Here is a 16,164-nt window from a genome sequence, read left to right on the forward strand (position 1 = left end):
CGCAGGCTCCCCTGCGCACCCGCACCGGTTCACGGCGGCCGGTCGGTTCCGGCGGTTAGACTCCGCCGCGTGGAGATCTCGACGCGCATCCCGGTGCCGGGCACCTACAACTTCCGCGACGTGGGCGGGCTCCCGGCGCGCGGAGGCAGCGTTCGGCACGGGCGCCTGTACCGCTCCGACGGGCTGCACCGGCTGGGCGAGGACGGTCGCGAGGCGCTGCGCCGGCTCGAGGTCGGCATGGTGGTCGACCTGCGCGACGAGAACGAGGCGCTGCTGATGCCCGACGACCTCGACGGCCTCGACGTCGAGGTGCTCCAGCTCCCGGTGTTCGAGGGCTCGGGCGCGTCCCAGGGCCAGCGCGGCATCTCGCTCGAGGCGCTCTACCACCGGATCGTCACCCGTCACTCGAGGGTCGTGGTCGAGGCGCTGCGCGAGATCACCTCGGCCGGCGACCGGGCCGTCGTCGTGCACTGCACCGCGGGCAAGGACCGCACGGGCATCGTCGTCGCGCTCGCGCTCCTGGCCGCGGGCGTGGACCGCGAATCGGTCGTCACCGACTACGCCGTCACCGAATCGCTCCTCGCCGGCGAGTGGCTCGAGGAGATGGTGTCGCTGATCGGCACCTACGGGGTGCCGGACACGCCGGAACTGCGCACGCTCATGGGCGGCAGCCCGCGCGAGGCGCTGGAGTCCGCGCTCGACGAGGTCGAGCGGCGGCACGGCTCGGTGCGCGAGTACCTCGTCGCCTCCGGGCTCGAGCGGGCCGAGCTGGACGCGCTCCGGGCCCGGCTGGTCGCCGGCGACTGAGTCCGCACGCCGACGCCGTGGTCGCGGTGCACCGGCTCGGGCGTGCTCAGCCCGCCGTGAACCGGGCGTCGACGGATGCCTCGACCACGAGTCGGGCGGGTGCGAGCTCGGGAGCGGGCGCGCCCCCGGCGTCGCCCATCGCGCTCGCGCGCAGCGCCATCGCCGGGCGGGCGCGCGGCACCGGCTGCTCGGCGAGCATGCCGTGGTCGGCGAGCTCGACCGGAACTGGCGCACCGAGCCCGAGGGCGTCGGCGTAGACCGCGGCCTTGCGCACCGCATCGTCGACGGCCGCCCGCTGGGCGACTTCCTGCACGCGTGCGCGCGTGCCATCCGTGAGCTGCCACTCGACGCCGTCGAGCGCGACGTCTTCGACCGACGAGGCGGGCCCGACCCAGGCCCCCAGCTCGTCGAGGTCGCGGAAGACGACGCGCACCTCGGCTGCGGCCTGGTGCACCAGCGGCAGCTGGCGGCCCTCGGCGTTGAACGGCCGTCGCGACCACACCCGCAGCTGCCCGGCGGACCAGGTGTCCAGCGCGCCGCGCGCGTCGAGGTCGCGGACCTCGGCGAGCAGGTGCTCGTGGGCGGAGCCCACCCGTTCGAGCACGCGATCGCGATCGGCGCCGCTCGACGACACGGTCAGGGAGACGGCGGCGAGCTCGGGGTCGACGCGTTCCTCGGCGCGACCGGTGACGGCGATGGTGGTCGGCATTCGGGACCTCCCGGGTGCGGCCGCGCGCGTCGCGCGGCGTCGGTCGGCCGCGCTCGTCGCGCGGCCGACCTCAGCATACGTCCGGGCCGTCGGGCGGCGGCCGGGCCCGCGCCGGTCAGGCCGCCGCCCGTGCCGGAAGCACCCCGGCGGCGTCGAAGAGCCGCTCGAACACCGCGCCCCGGTCGAACTGCATCGCGTAGGCGCGCGCGAGCCCCGCACGGTGGGCGCGTTCCTCGGGCGACAGCGCGAGCGCGCGGTCGATCGCCGCGGCGATCGCGCCCGGGTCCTCGACCGGGACGATGAGCGCGTGCCCGCCGACCGCCTCGCCGATGCCGCCGGTCTCCGTCGTGATCACGGTGCCGCCGCCGGAGAGCATCTGCTCGGCGAGCGCGATCCCGAAGGTCTCGACGAACTCCGGGCGGGGCTTGCTCGGCAGCACGTACGTCGCGCACCCGGCCATGAGGTACGGCTTCTCGGCGTCGTCGACGTCGTCGAGGAACACGATCCGGTCGGCGACGGGTGACGCGGCCGCGCGCTCGCGGAACGTCGCGGCCGCAGGCCCACGCCCGACGATGACGAGCTTCAGGCGCTCGCTCGCCGACGTCCGCTCGAACCCGCCGATGAGGTCGTCGACGCCCTTCGCCTCGGTGAGCCGCGAGAGGAACAGCACGTAGCCGTCGGGCTCCAGCCCGCGCGCGGCGAGCACGCCGCGCACGAGTCCGGCGTCGAGGTCGAGGTACTGCGAGGTGTCGATCGCGGGGTACGAGATGCGGATGCGCGCCCGGCACTGGTCGGCGAAACGCGTGCCGTGGAACGCGTCGATCTCGGCCGCCGCGGCGACGATGAGGTCGCGGGTGTACTCCGACACGGCCACGCAGTGGTCCTGCGCCAGGTAGCTCGAGAGGATGTGCGCGGCCGCGCCGAAGCGGCCCTCCTCCACGCACGAGCGCACCACGTTGGTGACGTCCGACCCGACCGCCTCGGCGATCGTCGTGACGTTCACCGGCAGGCCCGTGCTCCAGGCGGCGCGGACGGCGTCGGTCACGGCCACGGTGTGCGGGCTGAGGTAGAGCGAGAGGCAGACCGTCGGCACGCCGTCGGTGAACAGCTCGACGAGTCGGCCGGTGATGCCGGCGAGGTACCGACCGTCGGGCACCTTGTAGTCGCCGACCGGCTCGGGCCGCTCGACGATGATGCCGTCGCTGTAGGGCAGCATCCGGTCCAGCGGCTTCAGCGGCAGGCCCGCGGCCTCGAGCCGGTCGATCGGCCAGGTCACGATGCGCACCTCGTCGAACCCGCGCTGCAGGGCCGCCTCGGCGAGGTTGCGACCCTCGACCGAATGGCCGCAGATCACCGGGTCTGCGCGGTTGACGATGACGAGGCGGTTCCGGGGAGCGTTCATGGCTCCTCCTTCCTGGTGGGGCGCGGGTGCGCGTCCTGGTGGCAGGTCCGGTGGGTGGGATGGCGCGGCCGCGTCATCCGTCGGAGGCGGACGGGGGTCGCGACCTGCGCCCCCATTCGCCGGGCTCGGAGCCGAGTCGCACCTGCAGCGTCCCGCCGCGGTGGAGCTCGTCGCCCCTGAGCCAGGTGCGGTCGAGCGGGTCGCCGTTGAGCTCGACCGACTGCACGTACTGGACGGGACCGCCGGGGCGGGGCTCGACGAACCCGACGGTCTCGATGCGGAAGCGGTCGTCGCCGCCGACGCGCAGCTCCGACTCGGCGAACGACGGCGCGTTGACGAGGAAGAGGTTCTGGCCGGCCACCGGGAACAGCCCGAGGCTCGCCCAGACGTACCAGGAGCTGATGCCGCCGGAGTCGTCGTTGCCCGGGAGGCCGCCGCGGCCCGTGCCGAACTGCTGCTGCACGGCGGCGTGCACGACCTCGGCCGTCCGGTCCGGCCGTCCTGCGTAGTGGTACGCCCAGGGCGCCTCCATGTCGGGCTCGTTGTTCAGGCCCTCGAAGCGCCCGAGCGCGTAGCCGGCGGCGATCTCCTCGAGGCCGGGGGAGACCCCCGGCTGACGCACCGGATCGGCGCCGTAGCCGAAGAAGTCGTCGAGCACGGCGGTGAAGGCCTCGTCGCCGCCCGACAGCGCGATGCGCCGGCGCATGTCGTGCAGCAGCCTGAACGAGTAGTTGACGCGGCTGCCCTCGTAGAACGTCGAGTCGTGCAGGAGGCCGGTCTGCTCGTCGAACGCGTTGATCCAGCGGCCGGCGAGCTCGGTGAACTCCTGCGCGAGCGCCCGGTCGCCGACCCGCGCCGCCACCTTCGCGGTGCACCAGTAGCCGCCAGCGAGGTCGAGCGTGTGGCTGATCGGGTGGGCGACCCCCAGCTGCAGGAACTCCTCGCCGTACGTGCGCCGGAGGTCGGCGTGCATGTTGACCAGCGCCCACTCCCAGTCGATGCCGGGGAGCCCGAGCTGGCAGAGGTCGGCGAGGAAGGTCTGGGCGAGCGCGCTGCCCTGGCGGGAGAACCGGTCGCTGCCCCGCGCCATCCGGTACCCGATCGGGAAGTTGCCCTCCTCCTCGCAGATGGTCAGCAGCGCGTTCGCGAGCTCGACCGCGCGATCGGGGAACAGCGTCGTGATGAGCGGCAGCTGCGTGCGGTAGATGTCCCACATCGTGCACAGGTCGAACACGAAGGGGCCCTCGGTGGGCCAGAACGGGCTCTCCTCGGGCGCGAGGCACGGCTTGATGAGCGAGTGGTAGAGCGCGGTCGAGAACACCGTCTGCCGCTCGGTCGACGGGGTGTCGACGGTGACGGCCTTCAGGTGACGTCGCCACGCCTTCCTGGTCCGCTCGCGGCGGTGCGGGAACCTGGACGCTCCCGCGCCGTCGTCGGCGTGCAGGTTGGCCCTGGCCTGCTCCACTCCGCGCAGCGAGAACCCGATGCGCAGCTCGATCGTCTGCCCGGGTTCGCTCGGGCCCGCCCACATGAGGCCGAACGGCCGCAGCGTGGTCTGGCGGATGTGGTCGAACGCGAGGCGGGTGCCGCCGGGCATGAGGCGCCGGTCGTACCAGAGCATCTGCCGCCAGGCGTGCGCATCGCACTCGAGGTACACCGAGAGCGGCGCGCCCTCGACGACGATCTCGCCCTGCGCGACGCCGGGCGCGACCTGCTCGAGCCGTGCGCGCAGCGGGATCGTCTCGCCGTGCGGGATCCCGAGCCCGCCGAGCGAGAAGTCGACGACGACGCGCGCGTTCTGGTTGCGGGGGAACGTGTAGCGGTGCACGGCCGACTTCGGCCCCACGGTGAGCTCGGCGCGGATGCCGGACTCGAGCGTCGCGGCGTAGTAGCCGGGTTCCGCGGCCTCCTCCAGCAGGTCCCACGTGCGCCCGAGCACGTCGAGCGGCTCGATCATCGGCGTCACCCGGAAGTAGTTGTAGTACTTGCGGATGGCCCCCGTGCCGGACTGCTGGAAGTGCGTGAAACCGGAGGCCACGCCGCGCTCGTGGATCACGGGCGGGACGCCCTCGGTCGCGAGGTCGTAGCGGCCGTAGCCGGTGGGGTAGGCGCCGGAGTACGCGCACGCGGACACCATCCCGAGCGGGTAGGTCGCCCCGGGGTGCGTGTTGCCGACCTGCGGCTTCGGCCACCACCAGGTCGCGGCCAGCCCGGTCTGCGGGGGCAGGTCGACGGCCTCGGTGCCGATGAACGGGTCGACCCGCGCGATCACGCGGCTCCCCTCGATGCGGGCGCGCGGGTGCCGGGGTCGGCGTCGTCGTCGACGCGGCTCGCGCTGGTCTCGTAGGGGGCCATGCGGGGACGCTACGTGCTGTCGCGACCCGGCAGGTTACGGGCGCATGACAAGTTCGCGTCGGCCGTGACACGGGCGTCCGGGGCGCCCCGGGCCGGTCCCGGGACGCCCGTGCTCGCGCGAGGCGGAATGGTCCGGGCGGCCCGCCTGTTGTATCCTGAAGGGCCGCGCTCCCTTCGGGGAAGCGGGCCTGGCAACTCCACAGCGTGCGATGACGACCCGCCTTCCGACCTCCGGTCGGAGCGCGTCTCATGGGGATGATCGGTTTCGACATCGCCTGCGAGACCGCGTGAAGCGGGCCGAGGATGCAGGGTTATCTCGTGAACGCTCCCTGCGAACCAATAACTGCCAATAAGTCGCAGAACGACTACGCCCTCGCTGCCTAAGCGAGCCCGTTAGTCCGTCAGTCCGGGTCTGTTCCCGCCCCGGTCGCTGGCGTCATCTAGGGAACTCGCTGTACGACGTCGCCTGAGCGTCGTACGGGACTTTCTTCAGGCTGGGCCCGTCGACCTGGCTGCCTGTGGCAAGGGTCGGGGCCGAGCAGAACGCATCACAGGCTGCGCCCGGAGAAACCGTGGAATCCCAGCGATGGACGGGGGTTCAATTCCCCCCATCTCCACCACCGGTCGTCATCGCACGCCGTGCCCGCCACGACGAAGGGCCGCCCCTCGGGCGGCCCTTCCTCGTCTGCGGGACAGCCGACGTCAGCGCCCGGGCGCGGCGTTGCGGTGCGAGGTGGCCAGGCGTCGCAGCCAGCCGCCGCGCGGGACGGGATCGGGCTCGGCCGGAGCCGGCGAGACCTCGTCCTCCCCGGCGGCGGCGCGCGCCGCGGCCTCGCGCTCCTCGCGCCAGATCAGGTACGCCGCGTACGGGTCGTCCTCCGGCGACAGCGCCGGCGGCTCGGCATCGTGACGTCTCCTGCGCGCCATGGCCTGCATCGTTCCCCCTCGAGGCCCCCCGGCCCTCACCTACGAGGGTACGCGACCCCGGCGACAACCACGGCACGCGGCGCCGCCCGGCGTCGTCAGCGCACGTGCGGGAGCACCTCGGCGGCGATCAGCTCGACGTGCTCGAGGTCGCGCACGTCGACCAGCTGCAGGTACACGCGATCCGCGCCGAGCTCGGCCAGCCGGAGCAGCCGGTCGACGACCACCTCGGGCGCACCGCCGAGGTTCGCCTCGGCGAAGGTGTCGGCGTCGCCGTCGATCGCGGCGAGGCGTCGGAGGTACGTCGCGTCGTCCGGCGCGACGACGGTCGGCAGCGCCACGCTCAGCCGCATGGTCGCCGGATCGCGGTCGGCGCGCTCGCACGCCCCGCGGACCCGGGCGAACGACGCGGCGATCTCGTCCTCGTCCACGAAGCCGCGGTTGAACTCGGTGGCGAAGCGGGCCGCCAGCGCGGGCAGCCGAGTGGTCCCTCCGCCGCCCATGATCAACGGCACCTGCGACTGCACCGGCTTCGGCAGGGCGGGTGCGTCGACGAGCCGGTAGTGGTCGCCGACGAACGAGAACCCGCCGCCGACGGGGGTCTCCCAGAGACCGGTGATCACGTCGAGCTGCTCCTCGAGCAGGTCGAAGCGCCGCTTCGGGAACGGGATGCCGTACGCCTCGTGCTCCGTGGCGAACCATCCGGCGCCGAGGCCGAGCTCGGCCCGCCCACCCGACATCGCGTCGACCTGCGCGACCTGGATCGCGAGCAGGCCCGGGTGCCGGAACGTCACGGGTGAGACCAGCGTGCCGAGGCGGACGCGGCTCGTCTCCCGCGCGATGCCGGCGAGGGTCGTCCACGCATCCGACGGTCCGGGCATCCCGTCGCCGGGACCCATGTGCAGGAGGTGGTCGCTGCGGAACCAGCCATCGAAGCCGAGCCGCTCCGCGGCCTGCGCCTGGGCGAGCTGCTCCTCGTAGCTCGCGCCCTGCTGCGGCTCGGTGAAGATGCAGAGTTCCATCGGTGCTCCTCGCGGGTCGGTGCGTCGGCTCAGCGCAGGACGTCGGCGACGGCGTCGTGCAGCAGGCCGTTGGTGGCCAGCGCGCTGCCGTCGCCGAACCCGGGTTCGCCGGTCACCGAGGTGACCCGGCCGCCCGCCTCCTCGACGATCGGGACCAGCGCGGCGATGTCCCACGCCTTCAGGTCGAACTCGGCGACGATGTCGACGACGCCCTCGGCCAGCAGGCAGTACGACCACAGGTCGCCGTAGGCGCGGTCGCGCCACACGCGCTCGGCCAGTGGCAGCAGACGGTCGAGGTACCCGGCGTCGCGCCACTGCCCGATCGACTGGAAGCTCAGGGACGCGTCGGCGAGGTCGGCGACGTTCGAGACCCGGATGTCGCGCGGTGCGGCCCCCGCGGCATCCGTGGTCTGCGCCCCGAGCCCCTTCGCGCCCCACCACCGGCGCCCGAACGCGGGCATCGACGCGACGCCCACGACGGGGACGCCGTCGACCGCGAGCGCGATGAGCGCGCCCCACACCGGGACACCGCGCAGGAAGTTGGACGTGCCGTCGATCGGGTCGATGATCCACTGGCGCGAGGCCGTGCCCTGGGTGCCGTACTCCTCGCCGAGGATCCCGTCGTCGGGGCGGCGCTCGGCCAGCAGCGCGCGCACGGCGCGCTCGACGGCCAGGTCGGCCTCGGTCACGAACGTGCGGTCGGGCTTCGTGTCGATGCGCAGGTCGGCGGCGCGGAATCGCTCCATCGCCGCCGCGTCGGCGAGGTCGGCCAGGTCGAGGGCAAGGGCGAGGTCATCGGCGTACGTCGCATCCGTCACCGCCTCAGCCTATCGACGCGTGCGCGTCGCGAGTCGGCGGGAGCGGATGGCGCGACGCGCCCGGGCGCGGCCGATTTCGCGTTCGCGCCCCGACCTGCTAACTTTGATCCTCGGTTCGGGGTTCACGAAATCCCACCGGAAACGCACCTCTAGCTCAATCGGCAGAGCAACTGACTCTTAATCAGTGGGTTCAGGGTTCAAGTCCCTGGGGGTGCACCACGAGGCCCCGGCGGAGATCGCCGGGGCCTTCGTCGTTTCCGCGCGTGATCTCGGCTCACGGTCCGTATCGCCGGTGGCGAGGTTCCGCGGTCGTATCGTGGAGCGATGCGTCGCCGAACCGGGGGAGGGTGATGAACGCGACCGCGGATCGCGCGCCCGACGGCGTGGCCGGCCCGACCGGATCGCGCGCCGCGCGGGCTCCGGCGTGGGTCTGGCCGGTGGTGCTCGCCGTGCTCGGCGCACTCGTGTCGTGGTTCCGCATCGAACCGGCCGCGCGGGCGACGCTGTGGGCGGAGGACGGCACGTTCTTCCTCGGCGATGTGCTCACCGGCGATCCGACGGGACTGCTCCTCGCGCCCTACCAGGGCTACCTGCACCTGCTCCCACGCGCGATCGCCGGGATCGTCGTCGCCGCCGTGCCGGTCGACGGCTACGCGATCGCGATGACCGTCGCATCCTGCCTCGTGGTGGGCGCGGTCGCGGCGACCGTGTTCGCCTGCGCGCGCGAGGTGGTCGCGTGGCTGCCCGCCCGTGTGACGCTCGGCGCGCTCACCTTCCTCGCGCCCGGCGCCGGCTTCGAGGTGCTCGGCAACACCGCGAACCTGCACTGGTACGCGCTGTGGCTCGCCCCCTGGCTGCTGCTCGCGACGCCGCGCGGCCGGAGCGGCGCCGTGCTGCTCGGCCTCGTCGGCCTCGTCGCCGCCCTGACCGAGATCCAGATGCTGCTGTTCCTGCCGCTGCTGGCCTGGCGGGTGCGAGATCGGAACCGCTGGATCGTCGGGGCGGGCGTCGTGATCGGGTCGATCCTCCAGGTCGCGGCGTTCCTGCTCTCGCCGCGGACTGCGGGCACCGGCGCCGTCCCGCCCCTGCTGTCCACCGTGCAGGGCTACCTGTACCAGGCCCCGATGGGCGCGACGTTCCCGTCGCGGCAGTGGAAGGCGCTCTGGGTGCTCGAGCTCGGCTGGTGGGGCGCGGCGCTCGTGGCGATCCCGTTCCTGCTCGCGCTCGGGTGGGTGCTCTGGCGCGGCCTGACGGTCGAGCGACTGGCCGGCGCGGCGCTCGCCGTCGGGTCGGTCGTGACGTGGTCGGCGGCGTACATGCTCAACACGACCCCAGACTTCTTCTACTCGATCGTCCCCGTCGAGCTCGCCGTCGACATCCACCTGCCGCGGTACGGCGTGGTCCCCGCGCTCTACCTCCTCGCGATCGTGGTGCTGGCGGCGTCCGTCGCATGGCGCGCCGGAGTCCTCCGGCGCACCGCGGTCGTGGTGCTCGCCGGGGTCCTCGTCGTCACCATCGCGAGCGCACTCGTGCCGCAGCCGTCGCCGCGCGGGGAGGGGCCGGAGTGGGCCGACGGCGTCGGGGCGGCCCGGACGGCGTGCGCGACGTCCGAGGATCCGGGGCTGGCGACGATCGCCATCGCGCCCGAGGGATGGGTCGTCGAGGTCCCCTGCGAGCGCCTCGCCGGCTGAGCTCCGGTCACCGGCACCTGCGACGCCACGGGGTCGGACGGCTCAGGACCAGAACGCGAGCAGATCGACGCCCACGACGCGGAGCACCTCGTAGCTCGAGCCGATGAAGCAGTACGTGCCGAGCAGCGCCCCGAGCAGGGTCTCGCGGAGCGACCCGGTGTCGCCGAGCACGGGCAGTGCGACATAGCCGTTCGGGAGCCAGATGCGGTTCAGCACCGGCACCGGGCGCAGCGCCCTGGGCGGTCGGAACCGCCACGGCCAGAACAGCCCCGGCAGCCCGCCGGTCGTGAGCAGGTCGCCCACGAGGTGGGCGAGGAATCCGATGAGGACCGCCATGGGGAACCACGCGACCTGCTCCGGGGCGAACACGACGATGAACGCGCCGAGCAGCAGGCCGATGGCCCAGGCGACCGGCCACGACCGGACCAGGTCGCGCGCCTTCAGCCCGAACGCGGTGAGCGCAGCGGTGCCGGCGCCCGCGCCGACGGCCAGCGTGCCGAGCGCCGCGCTCGGGATCGCGACGAGGGTGAGGGCCCACGCCGCCGCGAACGTCACGAGCAGGCCGACGGGCGAGTGGGCGCCCTGGCGGTGGCCGCCGGATGACGCCCCGACGACGCCGGCCGCGAGGCGCCCGAGCACGGGCACCGAGTGCGCGATGGTGGCGCTGTGGTGGTCGGCGTCGGGCAGCAGCGCCGCGCCGGCGCAGACGGCGGTCCCGGCGAGCACGCCGACCGGGTCGAGCGGATGGGCCCCCGAGGTCAGCATCGGCATGGTTCCGGTGATCGCGAGCCACACGGCGGCGCCGCTGGTCGCGTGGGTGACGCCCATCATGTTCGGGTTCGGTGCTCCTCGGGTCGCCGCGGACGACAGGGGTGCGGCCGCCCCAGTCTGCCGTGCCCCGGGGACACGGCTCGCACGCCACGTCGGCGCACGGGCACTCCGACTCAGTCGTCGACGCCGCGCGCCATGAGCGCCTCGCCGAGGTGGTCGGCAGTGCGCAGCGTGCGGACGATCACCGGCACGGCCAGCGCCATCGGGGAGCCCTCGGCCCCGCGGGCGCGGCGCGCCTCGAGCACCTCGCGCACCAGTTCCGCGAGCAGCGGCACGCATCGGATGGCGAGCGCGAGCGCGAGCCCGACGCGGTCGGGGTCCACCCAGCGTGAGAAGGGCCGCAGCAGCAGCTGCATCGCGTCGAGCGTGGCGGTGACCGTGGTCGTGAGCGTGTACAGGCCCGCGAGCGCCACGGCGACCAGCAGTCGCACGGCCATGCTCGCGGCGGCCTCCCATCCGGCGAAGAGCCACTGCACCGGGACGGCGAAGGCGAGCACCCACAGGATGGGCGCGACCTGACGCCAGGCGACGCGGACCGGGATGCGGGCGAGGGCGTACAGCGCGACGGTCGCTCCGGCCGCGATGCCGAGCGCCGTCAGCGACCCGAGCAGCGCCGTCGCCGTGACGGCGACGGCCAGGAGCCCGAGCTTGGCGAGCGCCGGCATCCGGTGCGCGACCGTGTCGCCGGGGTGGTGGCCGCCGATCATCGCCTGCTCACCCGATCAGCGCCCGGTAGGCGTCGAGCGCGACCCCGGGCCGGTCGTCGGCGACGACCCGTCCGGCTTCCATCACGATGACGCGGTCGAACGGCTCGAGCAGCTCGAGTTGGTGGCTCACGACCACGACCTGCTGCTCGAGCGTGGCGAGGTGCTCGCCGATCATGCGCGCGTTGCGCGCGTCGAGCAGGGTCGTCGGTTCGTCGGCGACGACGAGGTCCGGCTCCCCGACCAGCACGGCCGCAAGCGCCAGCAGCTGCTTCTGCCCGCCCGACAGCCGGTGCGCGGGCCGGTCGGCGAGGTCGACGAGACCGAAGCGCTCCAGTGCGGCGTCCACGCGTGCCGACGCCGTCGCGGCATCCAGCCGGTGCCGTCGCAGCGTGAACGCGACGTCCTCGCGGACGGTCGGCATCACGATCTGGGTGTCGGCGTTGGTGAACACGAAGCCGACCCGACGCCGCACCTCCCTGCCGTGCCGGGCGACGTCGAGCCCGTCGAACGCGACGGTGCCGGCGGTCGGCGTCACGAGCCCGTTCAGCATGCGTGCGAGCGTCGACTTGCCCGACCCGTTCGCGCCGACGATGCCGATGCGGTGCTCGGTGAGCTCGAGGTGCACGTCGTCGACGACGAGCTCGTCGCCGAAGCGGTGGCTGACGCCGTCGAAGCGGATGGCGCTCATGCGACACGCTCCACGATCATCGCCACGCCCTGCCCGCCGCCGATCGAGCACGCGGCGAGGCCGGGGCGGGCGTCGTCCGTCGCCGCCATGCGGGCGGCGAGCCGGACGAGCAGGACCGCACCGGAGGCGCCCCACGGATGCCCGAGCGCGATGGCGCCGCCATCTCCCGAGATGGTCTCCTCATCGAGCCCGAGCTCGTCGCTGACCGCGAGCACCTGCGCCGCGAACGCCTCCGTGATCTCGACGAACCCGAGCTCGCGCGCGGTGACGCCCGCCCGCGCCAGGGCGCGCCGAGCCGCCCAGGCGGCGCCGAGCCCGGGCAGCGACGGATCGCCGGCCGCGACCGCGGCGGCCCGCACCCGCAACGCGGGACCGCCGGCACCGCGGGCCAGTCGTGCCGTGGTCACCGCCATCGCCGCGGCGCCGTCCGAGAACCCGCACGAGTTGCCCGCGGTCACGCTCCCGGCGGCGGGATCAGCGGTGCCGAGCCGATGCATGCCGGCGGCGGCATCCATCGCATCGCGCTCGGGGCGCCCGGCCGCGGCGAGGGGGAATGCGGGTGCGAAGCGGGCCAGCATCGCGGCGTCCATCGAGGCGCGCGGCCGGTCGTCGCGCACGATGTCGCCCACCGCCACGATCTCGCCGTCGAAGCGCCCGGCCGCCTGCGCCGCGACCGCCCGGGCGTGCGACCGTGCGGCCCAGCCGTCCTGCCGTGAGCGCGAGATGCCCCGCACGCGCGCGAGGTGCTCGGCCGCCGGACCCATGTCGGGGTCGGGAACGCCCGGCGGGGCGAACGGCGCGCGTGCGTAGCGCTCGCCGGTGTCGGGCCACGCGCGGTGGGGTGCGGTCGAGGCCGATTCGGCGCCGCCCGCGAGCACGAGCGACGCGTCGCCGGCGCGGACGCGGGAGGCGGCCTGCACGACCGCGTCGAGGCCCGACCCGCACTGCCGGTCGACCGTGACGCCCGGCACGTGCACGCCGAGGCCGGCGCGCAGCGCCGCCACCCGCGCCAGGTCGCCGCCGGGGCCCATGCAGTTGCCGAGGATGACGTCGTCGACCTCGCGGCCGAGCGGGGCGACGGCGTCGGCGACCGCGGCGAGCACCGGCGCGGCGAGCGCGTCGGCGGTCACGGTCGCGAAGCGGCGCCCGCTGGTCGAGATCGCGGTGCGGCGCGCGGCGACGAGCACGGGCGCGGAGTCGGCGCGGCTCATCGCGGGGCTCCCGCGACCGGTTCCGGATGGCCGGCGCCCCGACGCCCGGCGAGGATCTCCTCGCGCAGGACCCCGCGCGCCGGCTTGCCCGAGCCGGTGCGGGGGATCGGGCCGGGGAACCAGCGCCGGGGGAGTTCGACGGGACCGAGCAGCCCGCGGGCGGCATCCACCACCTCGGCGAGCGAGGTGCCGGGCTCGAGGTCGAGCACGGCGACGACGCGCTCGCCGAGCAGCGCGTGCGGTTCGCCGACGACGGCGGCGTCGCGGACGCCGGGCAGTCCGGCCAGGTGCGCCTCGACGTCCTCGGCGAGGACCGTCGCGCCCGCGGTCACGATGGCCGTGTCGCCCCGGCCGAGCACGCGGATGCCGCCGTCGGCCGTGCGCTCGACGAGGTCGCCGACCGTGGCGAAGCCCGCGTCGTCGCGACGGAAGCGTCCGCCGATCACTCCGAGGGCGAGGAATGGCGAGCGCGCCCACAGCTCGAGGCCCGCCTCGGCGGGTCGGAGGTCGACCTCGACGCCCGGGAACGGCTCGAGCGCGGCGGGACCGGAGCCGTGCCGCGCGGCCAGGACGAACGACAGCTCCGCGGCACCGTAGTACTCGACGAGCCGGACGCCGCGCGCCGCGGCCTGCGCCCGGACGGCACCGGGCAGGACGCCGCCCGCCACGATCGCGGTGCGCGGGACGTGCGCGCCGCCGAGCAGGCGCGTCAGCCGGGTCGGGGTGGCGTGCAGCGCGGTGGCCGTGGCGACCTCATCGGTCGCGGTCGCGCCGATCGCGAGCGCGTGGAGCAGCGCGAAGAGGTGCATCGTCGCCGTGAGGGGACCGGTGATCCCGATCCGGTCATCGGCGCCGAGGCCGGCGAGGCGCGCGAGCGGGGCGACCGACTCCAACCAGGACGCCGCGGTGCGGACCACGATGCGGGGTCGGCCGTCGATGGCCGTCGAGCCGGAGGTCGCGAGCGCGAGCTCGGTGCCGGCGGGCGCCTCCGCGGCGAGCCGACCGAGGTCGTGGGCGTCGCCGCCGACGAGCACCGGGCGACTCCGGTCGAGCGCGGCGAGCACCGTGACGACGGTGTCGACGGGGTGGTCGCCGTCGCGGCACCCGATCGGACCGTCGCCCGCGGGCAGGACGGCGCCGGCGACCAGGCGCGCGAGCTCGTCGTAGCGGACCCGTCGTCCGCCGAACTCGAGCGCGACGTGGTCGCCGGCGCCGCCCAGCCATCCGCTCATGCCGAGGTCGGCTCCGACCGGTCGGCGGTCGAGGCGTCGGCCGGAAGCTCCTCGGCCGTCACGACGGAGGCGCGACGCCAGGGCCAGGGTCGCGGCACGATGAGCCCCGGCCACGACCGGTGCACGCCCTTCGCGACGAGCACGGCGACCACGACCTTCAGGATGTCGCCGGGCAGGAACACGGCGGCGCCCACGAGCGCCGCGCCGAGGGGGAGGCCGGTGATCGCGGCCGAGACGGGCACGCCGATGAGGTAGATGGCGACGATGCCGCCGAGGGCGGTCGCGCCGAGCGCGGGCAGCACGCGGTAGCGGGGGAGGAGGCGCGCGGTGAACCATCCGATGACGAGGGCGCCGAGCACCCAGCCGAGGAGGTAGCCGGCGGAGGCGCCGACGAAGACGCCGAGGCCGCCTCGCCCGCCCGACAGCAGCGGCATGCCCGCGGCGACGAGGGCGAGCAGGAGCACCACGGAGAGCGCGCCCTTGCGGGCGCCGAGGATGGCGCCGGCGAGCATGACGCCGAGCGTCTGGAACGTGATCGGCACGGCGCCGTTGCCGACGTAGAGCGCACCCGGGATGCCGAGCGCGGCGATGAGCGCGGCGAACACGGCGATCTGCGCGAGGTCGCGGCTCGAGGTGCGGATGCGGGGCCGCTCGGACGAGGCGGCGGGGGTCGGTGCGGAGGTCATGCGGCTCCCGGGGTTCGGCGTGGCGGGCTGAGTGCCCGTGCGTTCACGCTACGAACGGCGGGGGAGCGCACGCGCGAGGTGGCCGTACAAGAATCCCCGGCGGATTTTGGAATCGCGTCGGCGCGCGCGGTGGCCACCGCCCTCAGGCGGCGCGGATGACCGACCCGGCCGTGACCGGTGCGGCCGCGACGGGTGCGTCCGCGACGGCGATCACGTCGCGCTCGTCGAGGGCCGTCGCCGCCTCGGCGTCGCGGGCGGTCCCGCCCTCCGTCTCGGCGACCGCCGACTGGGTCGGGTCGGCCCAGACGACGAGCGGCGCCGGGCTCCAGCTGAGGGCGAGCGAGGCCTCGTCGGCGGGCACGACGACCGCGACCTGGTCGCGTTCCTCGAGGATGGCGCGCGTCACCTCGGCCGCGATCTGGTGGGTGAGCATCGACTGGAAGATGTGGTCCGAGTCGCCTTCGACGCGACGGACCAGCGACCACTCGCCGCTCGGTCCGATGAAGCGGGAGAGGCGGGCGTTGACGAGCTCGAAGATCTGCTCGCCCCGCAGGTCCGCCGCCGTCGCGCGGGGCGAGGGTGCGGGTGCGGTGTGGGCTGCGGCCTGTGCGGCGAGCCGCGCGCGACGCCAGCGGCGGAACATCGGTGTCCTCTCGGTCGGAGCTAGGTGGCGGACTAGGCGGACGGCGGTCTCGTCCAGTGTCCGTCACGCGGCGACCCCCCGGGCTCGGACACGCCGCAGGGGCGTGGAGCCGTCGGACGCGGACGGGATGCGGCTGCGAGCGGCTACTCGGCCAGCTCTCGGCGCTTCTCGTCGTCGGCGACCGTGCCGATCGCGATGGCGAGCGTGGCGGCCCATGCCACCCACATGAGCAGGAGTCTCCAGTCTCGCGGCCCGGCCTGTGTGGCGCGGATCACACCGACCGCACCGAACAGCGAACTCAGGACCGCTCCACTGAAGAGGTACTTGCGCATACCGGAACGCTATCGCGTCGCACTCGGGGCTCGCGACCGGTTGACGTGCGCGTCCCGCTGCGTATGGAACCGGCTCACTCCGGACGCCCTCCGTGCGTCCCGGCGC

Annotated in this window: 16 protein-coding genes, 1 tRNA gene and 1 other RNA gene; 4 read left to right on the forward strand and 14 right to left on the reverse strand. The window is 74.4% G+C overall.

All coding sequences use genetic code 11. From position 1 onward, the window contains the following. Positions 1-69: 69 nt before the first annotated feature. Complete coding sequence (locus ABME01_RS12820; RefSeq protein ID WP_353828814.1) at positions 70-807, forward strand: tyrosine-protein phosphatase; 738 nt, start codon at positions 70-72, stop codon at positions 805-807. Positions 808-853: 46 nt separating this feature from the next. On the opposite strand, the gene ABME01_RS12825 is transcribed toward ABME01_RS12820, so the two are convergent. The 3 genes from ABME01_RS12825 to ABME01_RS12835 form a co-directional block, all read right to left on the reverse strand. Beyond that, positions 854-1,516 (reverse strand): SIMPL domain-containing protein, encoded by a 663-nt coding sequence (locus ABME01_RS12825; RefSeq protein WP_353828815.1) that lies wholly within the window; start codon positions 1,514-1,516, stop codon positions 854-856. A 115-nt stretch (positions 1,517-1,631) separates the two neighbouring features. Beyond that, a complete protein-coding gene (locus ABME01_RS12830) occupies positions 1,632-2,918 on the reverse strand; it encodes a glycosyltransferase (protein ID WP_353828816.1) in 1,287 nt (428 codons plus the stop codon). Positions 2,919-2,991: 73 nt separating this feature from the next. Continuing rightward, on the reverse strand, positions 2,992-5,190 hold the full coding sequence (locus tag ABME01_RS12835; RefSeq protein WP_353828817.1) for a glycoside hydrolase domain-containing protein: 2,199 nt from the start codon (positions 5,188-5,190) through the stop codon (positions 2,992-2,994). Between the two features lie 334 nt (positions 5,191-5,524). On the opposite strand from ABME01_RS12835, the gene ssrA reads away from it, so the two are divergent. Beyond that, positions 5,525-5,893, forward strand: a transfer-messenger RNA (tmRNA) gene (gene ssrA, locus ABME01_RS12840). A gap of 82 nt (positions 5,894-5,975) precedes the next feature. Here the strand turns inward: ssrA and ABME01_RS12845 are convergent. The 3 genes from ABME01_RS12845 to hisN form a co-directional block, all read right to left on the reverse strand. Further along, the gene (locus tag ABME01_RS12845; RefSeq protein ID WP_353828818.1) at positions 5,976-6,200 is read right to left on the reverse strand and encodes a hypothetical protein; all 225 of its coding nucleotides are present in this window, start codon (positions 6,198-6,200) and stop codon (positions 5,976-5,978) included. Between the two features lie 95 nt (positions 6,201-6,295). Beyond that, a complete protein-coding gene (locus ABME01_RS12850; RefSeq protein WP_353828819.1) occupies positions 6,296-7,219 on the reverse strand; it encodes an LLM class F420-dependent oxidoreductase in 924 nt (307 codons plus the stop codon). Positions 7,220-7,248: 29 nt separating this feature from the next. After that, positions 7,249-8,037, reverse strand: coding sequence for a histidinol-phosphatase (gene hisN / locus ABME01_RS12855; RefSeq protein WP_353828820.1), 789 nt, complete (start codon positions 8,035-8,037; stop codon positions 7,249-7,251). 143 nt (positions 8,038-8,180) lie between these two features. Here hisN and ABME01_RS12860 point away from each other — a divergent pair. Both ABME01_RS12860 and ABME01_RS12865 read left to right on the forward strand, forming a co-directional pair. Then, a tRNA-Lys gene (locus tag ABME01_RS12860) sits at positions 8,181-8,256 on the forward strand. Positions 8,257-8,387: 131 nt separating this feature from the next. Beyond that, positions 8,388-9,728 (forward strand): hypothetical protein, encoded by a 1,341-nt coding sequence (locus ABME01_RS12865; protein ID WP_353828821.1) that lies wholly within the window; start codon positions 8,388-8,390, stop codon positions 9,726-9,728. Positions 9,729-9,770: 42 nt separating this feature from the next. On the opposite strand, the gene ABME01_RS12870 is transcribed toward ABME01_RS12865, so the two are convergent. The 8 genes from ABME01_RS12870 to ABME01_RS12905 all read right to left on the reverse strand — a co-directional run bounded on the left by ABME01_RS12870 (position 9,771) and on the right by ABME01_RS12905 (position 16,058). After that, positions 9,771-10,559 carry a metal-dependent hydrolase gene (locus ABME01_RS12870; protein ID WP_353828822.1) on the reverse strand — a complete coding sequence of 263 codons (789 nt, stop codon included), beginning with the start codon at positions 10,557-10,559 and terminating at the stop codon, positions 9,771-9,773. 113 nt (positions 10,560-10,672) lie between these two features. Next, positions 10,673-11,266, reverse strand: a complete 594-nt coding sequence (locus tag ABME01_RS12875) for an energy-coupling factor transporter transmembrane component T family protein (RefSeq protein WP_353828823.1) — start codon at positions 11,264-11,266, stop codon at positions 10,673-10,675. Between the two features lie 7 nt (positions 11,267-11,273). Beyond that, the gene (locus ABME01_RS12880; RefSeq protein WP_353828824.1) at positions 11,274-11,954 is read right to left on the reverse strand and encodes an energy-coupling factor ABC transporter ATP-binding protein; all 681 of its coding nucleotides are present in this window, start codon (positions 11,952-11,954) and stop codon (positions 11,274-11,276) included. After that, positions 11,951-13,165, reverse strand: coding sequence for a thiolase family protein (locus ABME01_RS12885; RefSeq protein WP_353828825.1), 1,215 nt, complete (start codon positions 13,163-13,165; stop codon positions 11,951-11,953). The genes ABME01_RS12880 and ABME01_RS12885 overlap by 4 nt, the downstream gene beginning before the upstream one ends. Further along, a complete protein-coding gene (locus ABME01_RS12890; protein WP_353828826.1) occupies positions 13,162-14,397 on the reverse strand; it encodes a class I adenylate-forming enzyme family protein in 1,236 nt (411 codons plus the stop codon). The genes ABME01_RS12885 and ABME01_RS12890 overlap by 4 nt, the downstream gene beginning before the upstream one ends. Further along, the gene (locus ABME01_RS12895) at positions 14,394-15,083 is read right to left on the reverse strand and encodes a biotin transporter BioY (protein WP_353828827.1); all 690 of its coding nucleotides are present in this window, start codon (positions 15,081-15,083) and stop codon (positions 14,394-14,396) included. Before ABME01_RS12895 ends, ABME01_RS12890 begins: the two co-directional genes overlap by 4 nt. A gap of 142 nt (positions 15,084-15,225) precedes the next feature. Then, entirely contained in the window at positions 15,226-15,726 is a 501-nt protein-coding gene (locus ABME01_RS12900) for a hypothetical protein (protein ID WP_353828828.1), read from the reverse strand. 143 nt (positions 15,727-15,869) lie between these two features. Next, the gene (locus tag ABME01_RS12905; RefSeq protein ID WP_353828829.1) at positions 15,870-16,058 is read right to left on the reverse strand and encodes a hypothetical protein; all 189 of its coding nucleotides are present in this window, start codon (positions 16,056-16,058) and stop codon (positions 15,870-15,872) included. Positions 16,059-16,164 lie beyond the last annotated feature (106 nt).

The organism is Agromyces litoreus, from assembly GCF_040496015.1.
Classification (GTDB): Bacteria; Actinomycetota; Actinomycetes; order Actinomycetales; family Microbacteriaceae; genus Agromyces; species Agromyces litoreus.

Excerpts from the sequence above, each read along its gene's own strand:
- ABME01_RS12830 (WP_353828816.1), bottom strand. The coding sequence starts at position 2,918 with ATGAACGCTCCCCGGAACCGCCTCGTCATCGTCAACCGCGCAGACCCG.
- ABME01_RS12900 (WP_353828828.1), bottom strand. The coding sequence starts at position 15,726 with ATGTTCCGCCGCTGGCGTCGCGCGCGGCTCGCCGCACAGGCCGCAGCC.
- ABME01_RS12845 (WP_353828818.1), bottom strand. The coding sequence starts at position 6,200 with ATGGCGCGCAGGAGACGTCACGATGCCGAGCCGCCGGCGCTGTCGCCG.
- ABME01_RS12880 (WP_353828824.1), bottom strand. The coding sequence starts at position 11,954 with ATGAGCGCCATCCGCTTCGACGGCGTCAGCCACCGCTTCGGCGACGAG.
- ABME01_RS12895 (WP_353828827.1), bottom strand. The coding sequence starts at position 15,083 with ATGACCTCCGCACCGACCCCCGCCGCCTCGTCCGAGCGGCCCCGCATC.
- ABME01_RS12890 (WP_353828826.1), bottom strand. The coding sequence starts at position 14,397 with ATGAGCGGATGGCTGGGCGGCGCCGGCGACCACGTCGCGCTCGAGTTC.
- ABME01_RS12870 (WP_353828822.1), bottom strand. The coding sequence starts at position 10,559 with ATGATGGGCGTCACCCACGCGACCAGCGGCGCCGCCGTGTGGCTCGCG.
- ABME01_RS12850 (WP_353828819.1), bottom strand. The coding sequence starts at position 7,219 with ATGGAACTCTGCATCTTCACCGAGCCGCAGCAGGGCGCGAGCTACGAG.
- ABME01_RS12875 (WP_353828823.1), bottom strand. The coding sequence starts at position 11,266 with ATGATCGGCGGCCACCACCCCGGCGACACGGTCGCGCACCGGATGCCG.
- ABME01_RS12905 (WP_353828829.1), bottom strand. The coding sequence starts at position 16,058 with ATGCGCAAGTACCTCTTCAGTGGAGCGGTCCTGAGTTCGCTGTTCGGT.
- ABME01_RS12865 (WP_353828821.1), top strand. The coding sequence starts at position 8,388 with ATGAACGCGACCGCGGATCGCGCGCCCGACGGCGTGGCCGGCCCGACC.
- ABME01_RS12885 (WP_353828825.1), bottom strand. The coding sequence starts at position 13,165 with ATGAGCCGCGCCGACTCCGCGCCCGTGCTCGTCGCCGCGCGCCGCACC.
- ABME01_RS12825 (WP_353828815.1), bottom strand. The coding sequence starts at position 1,516 with ATGCCGACCACCATCGCCGTCACCGGTCGCGCCGAGGAACGCGTCGAC.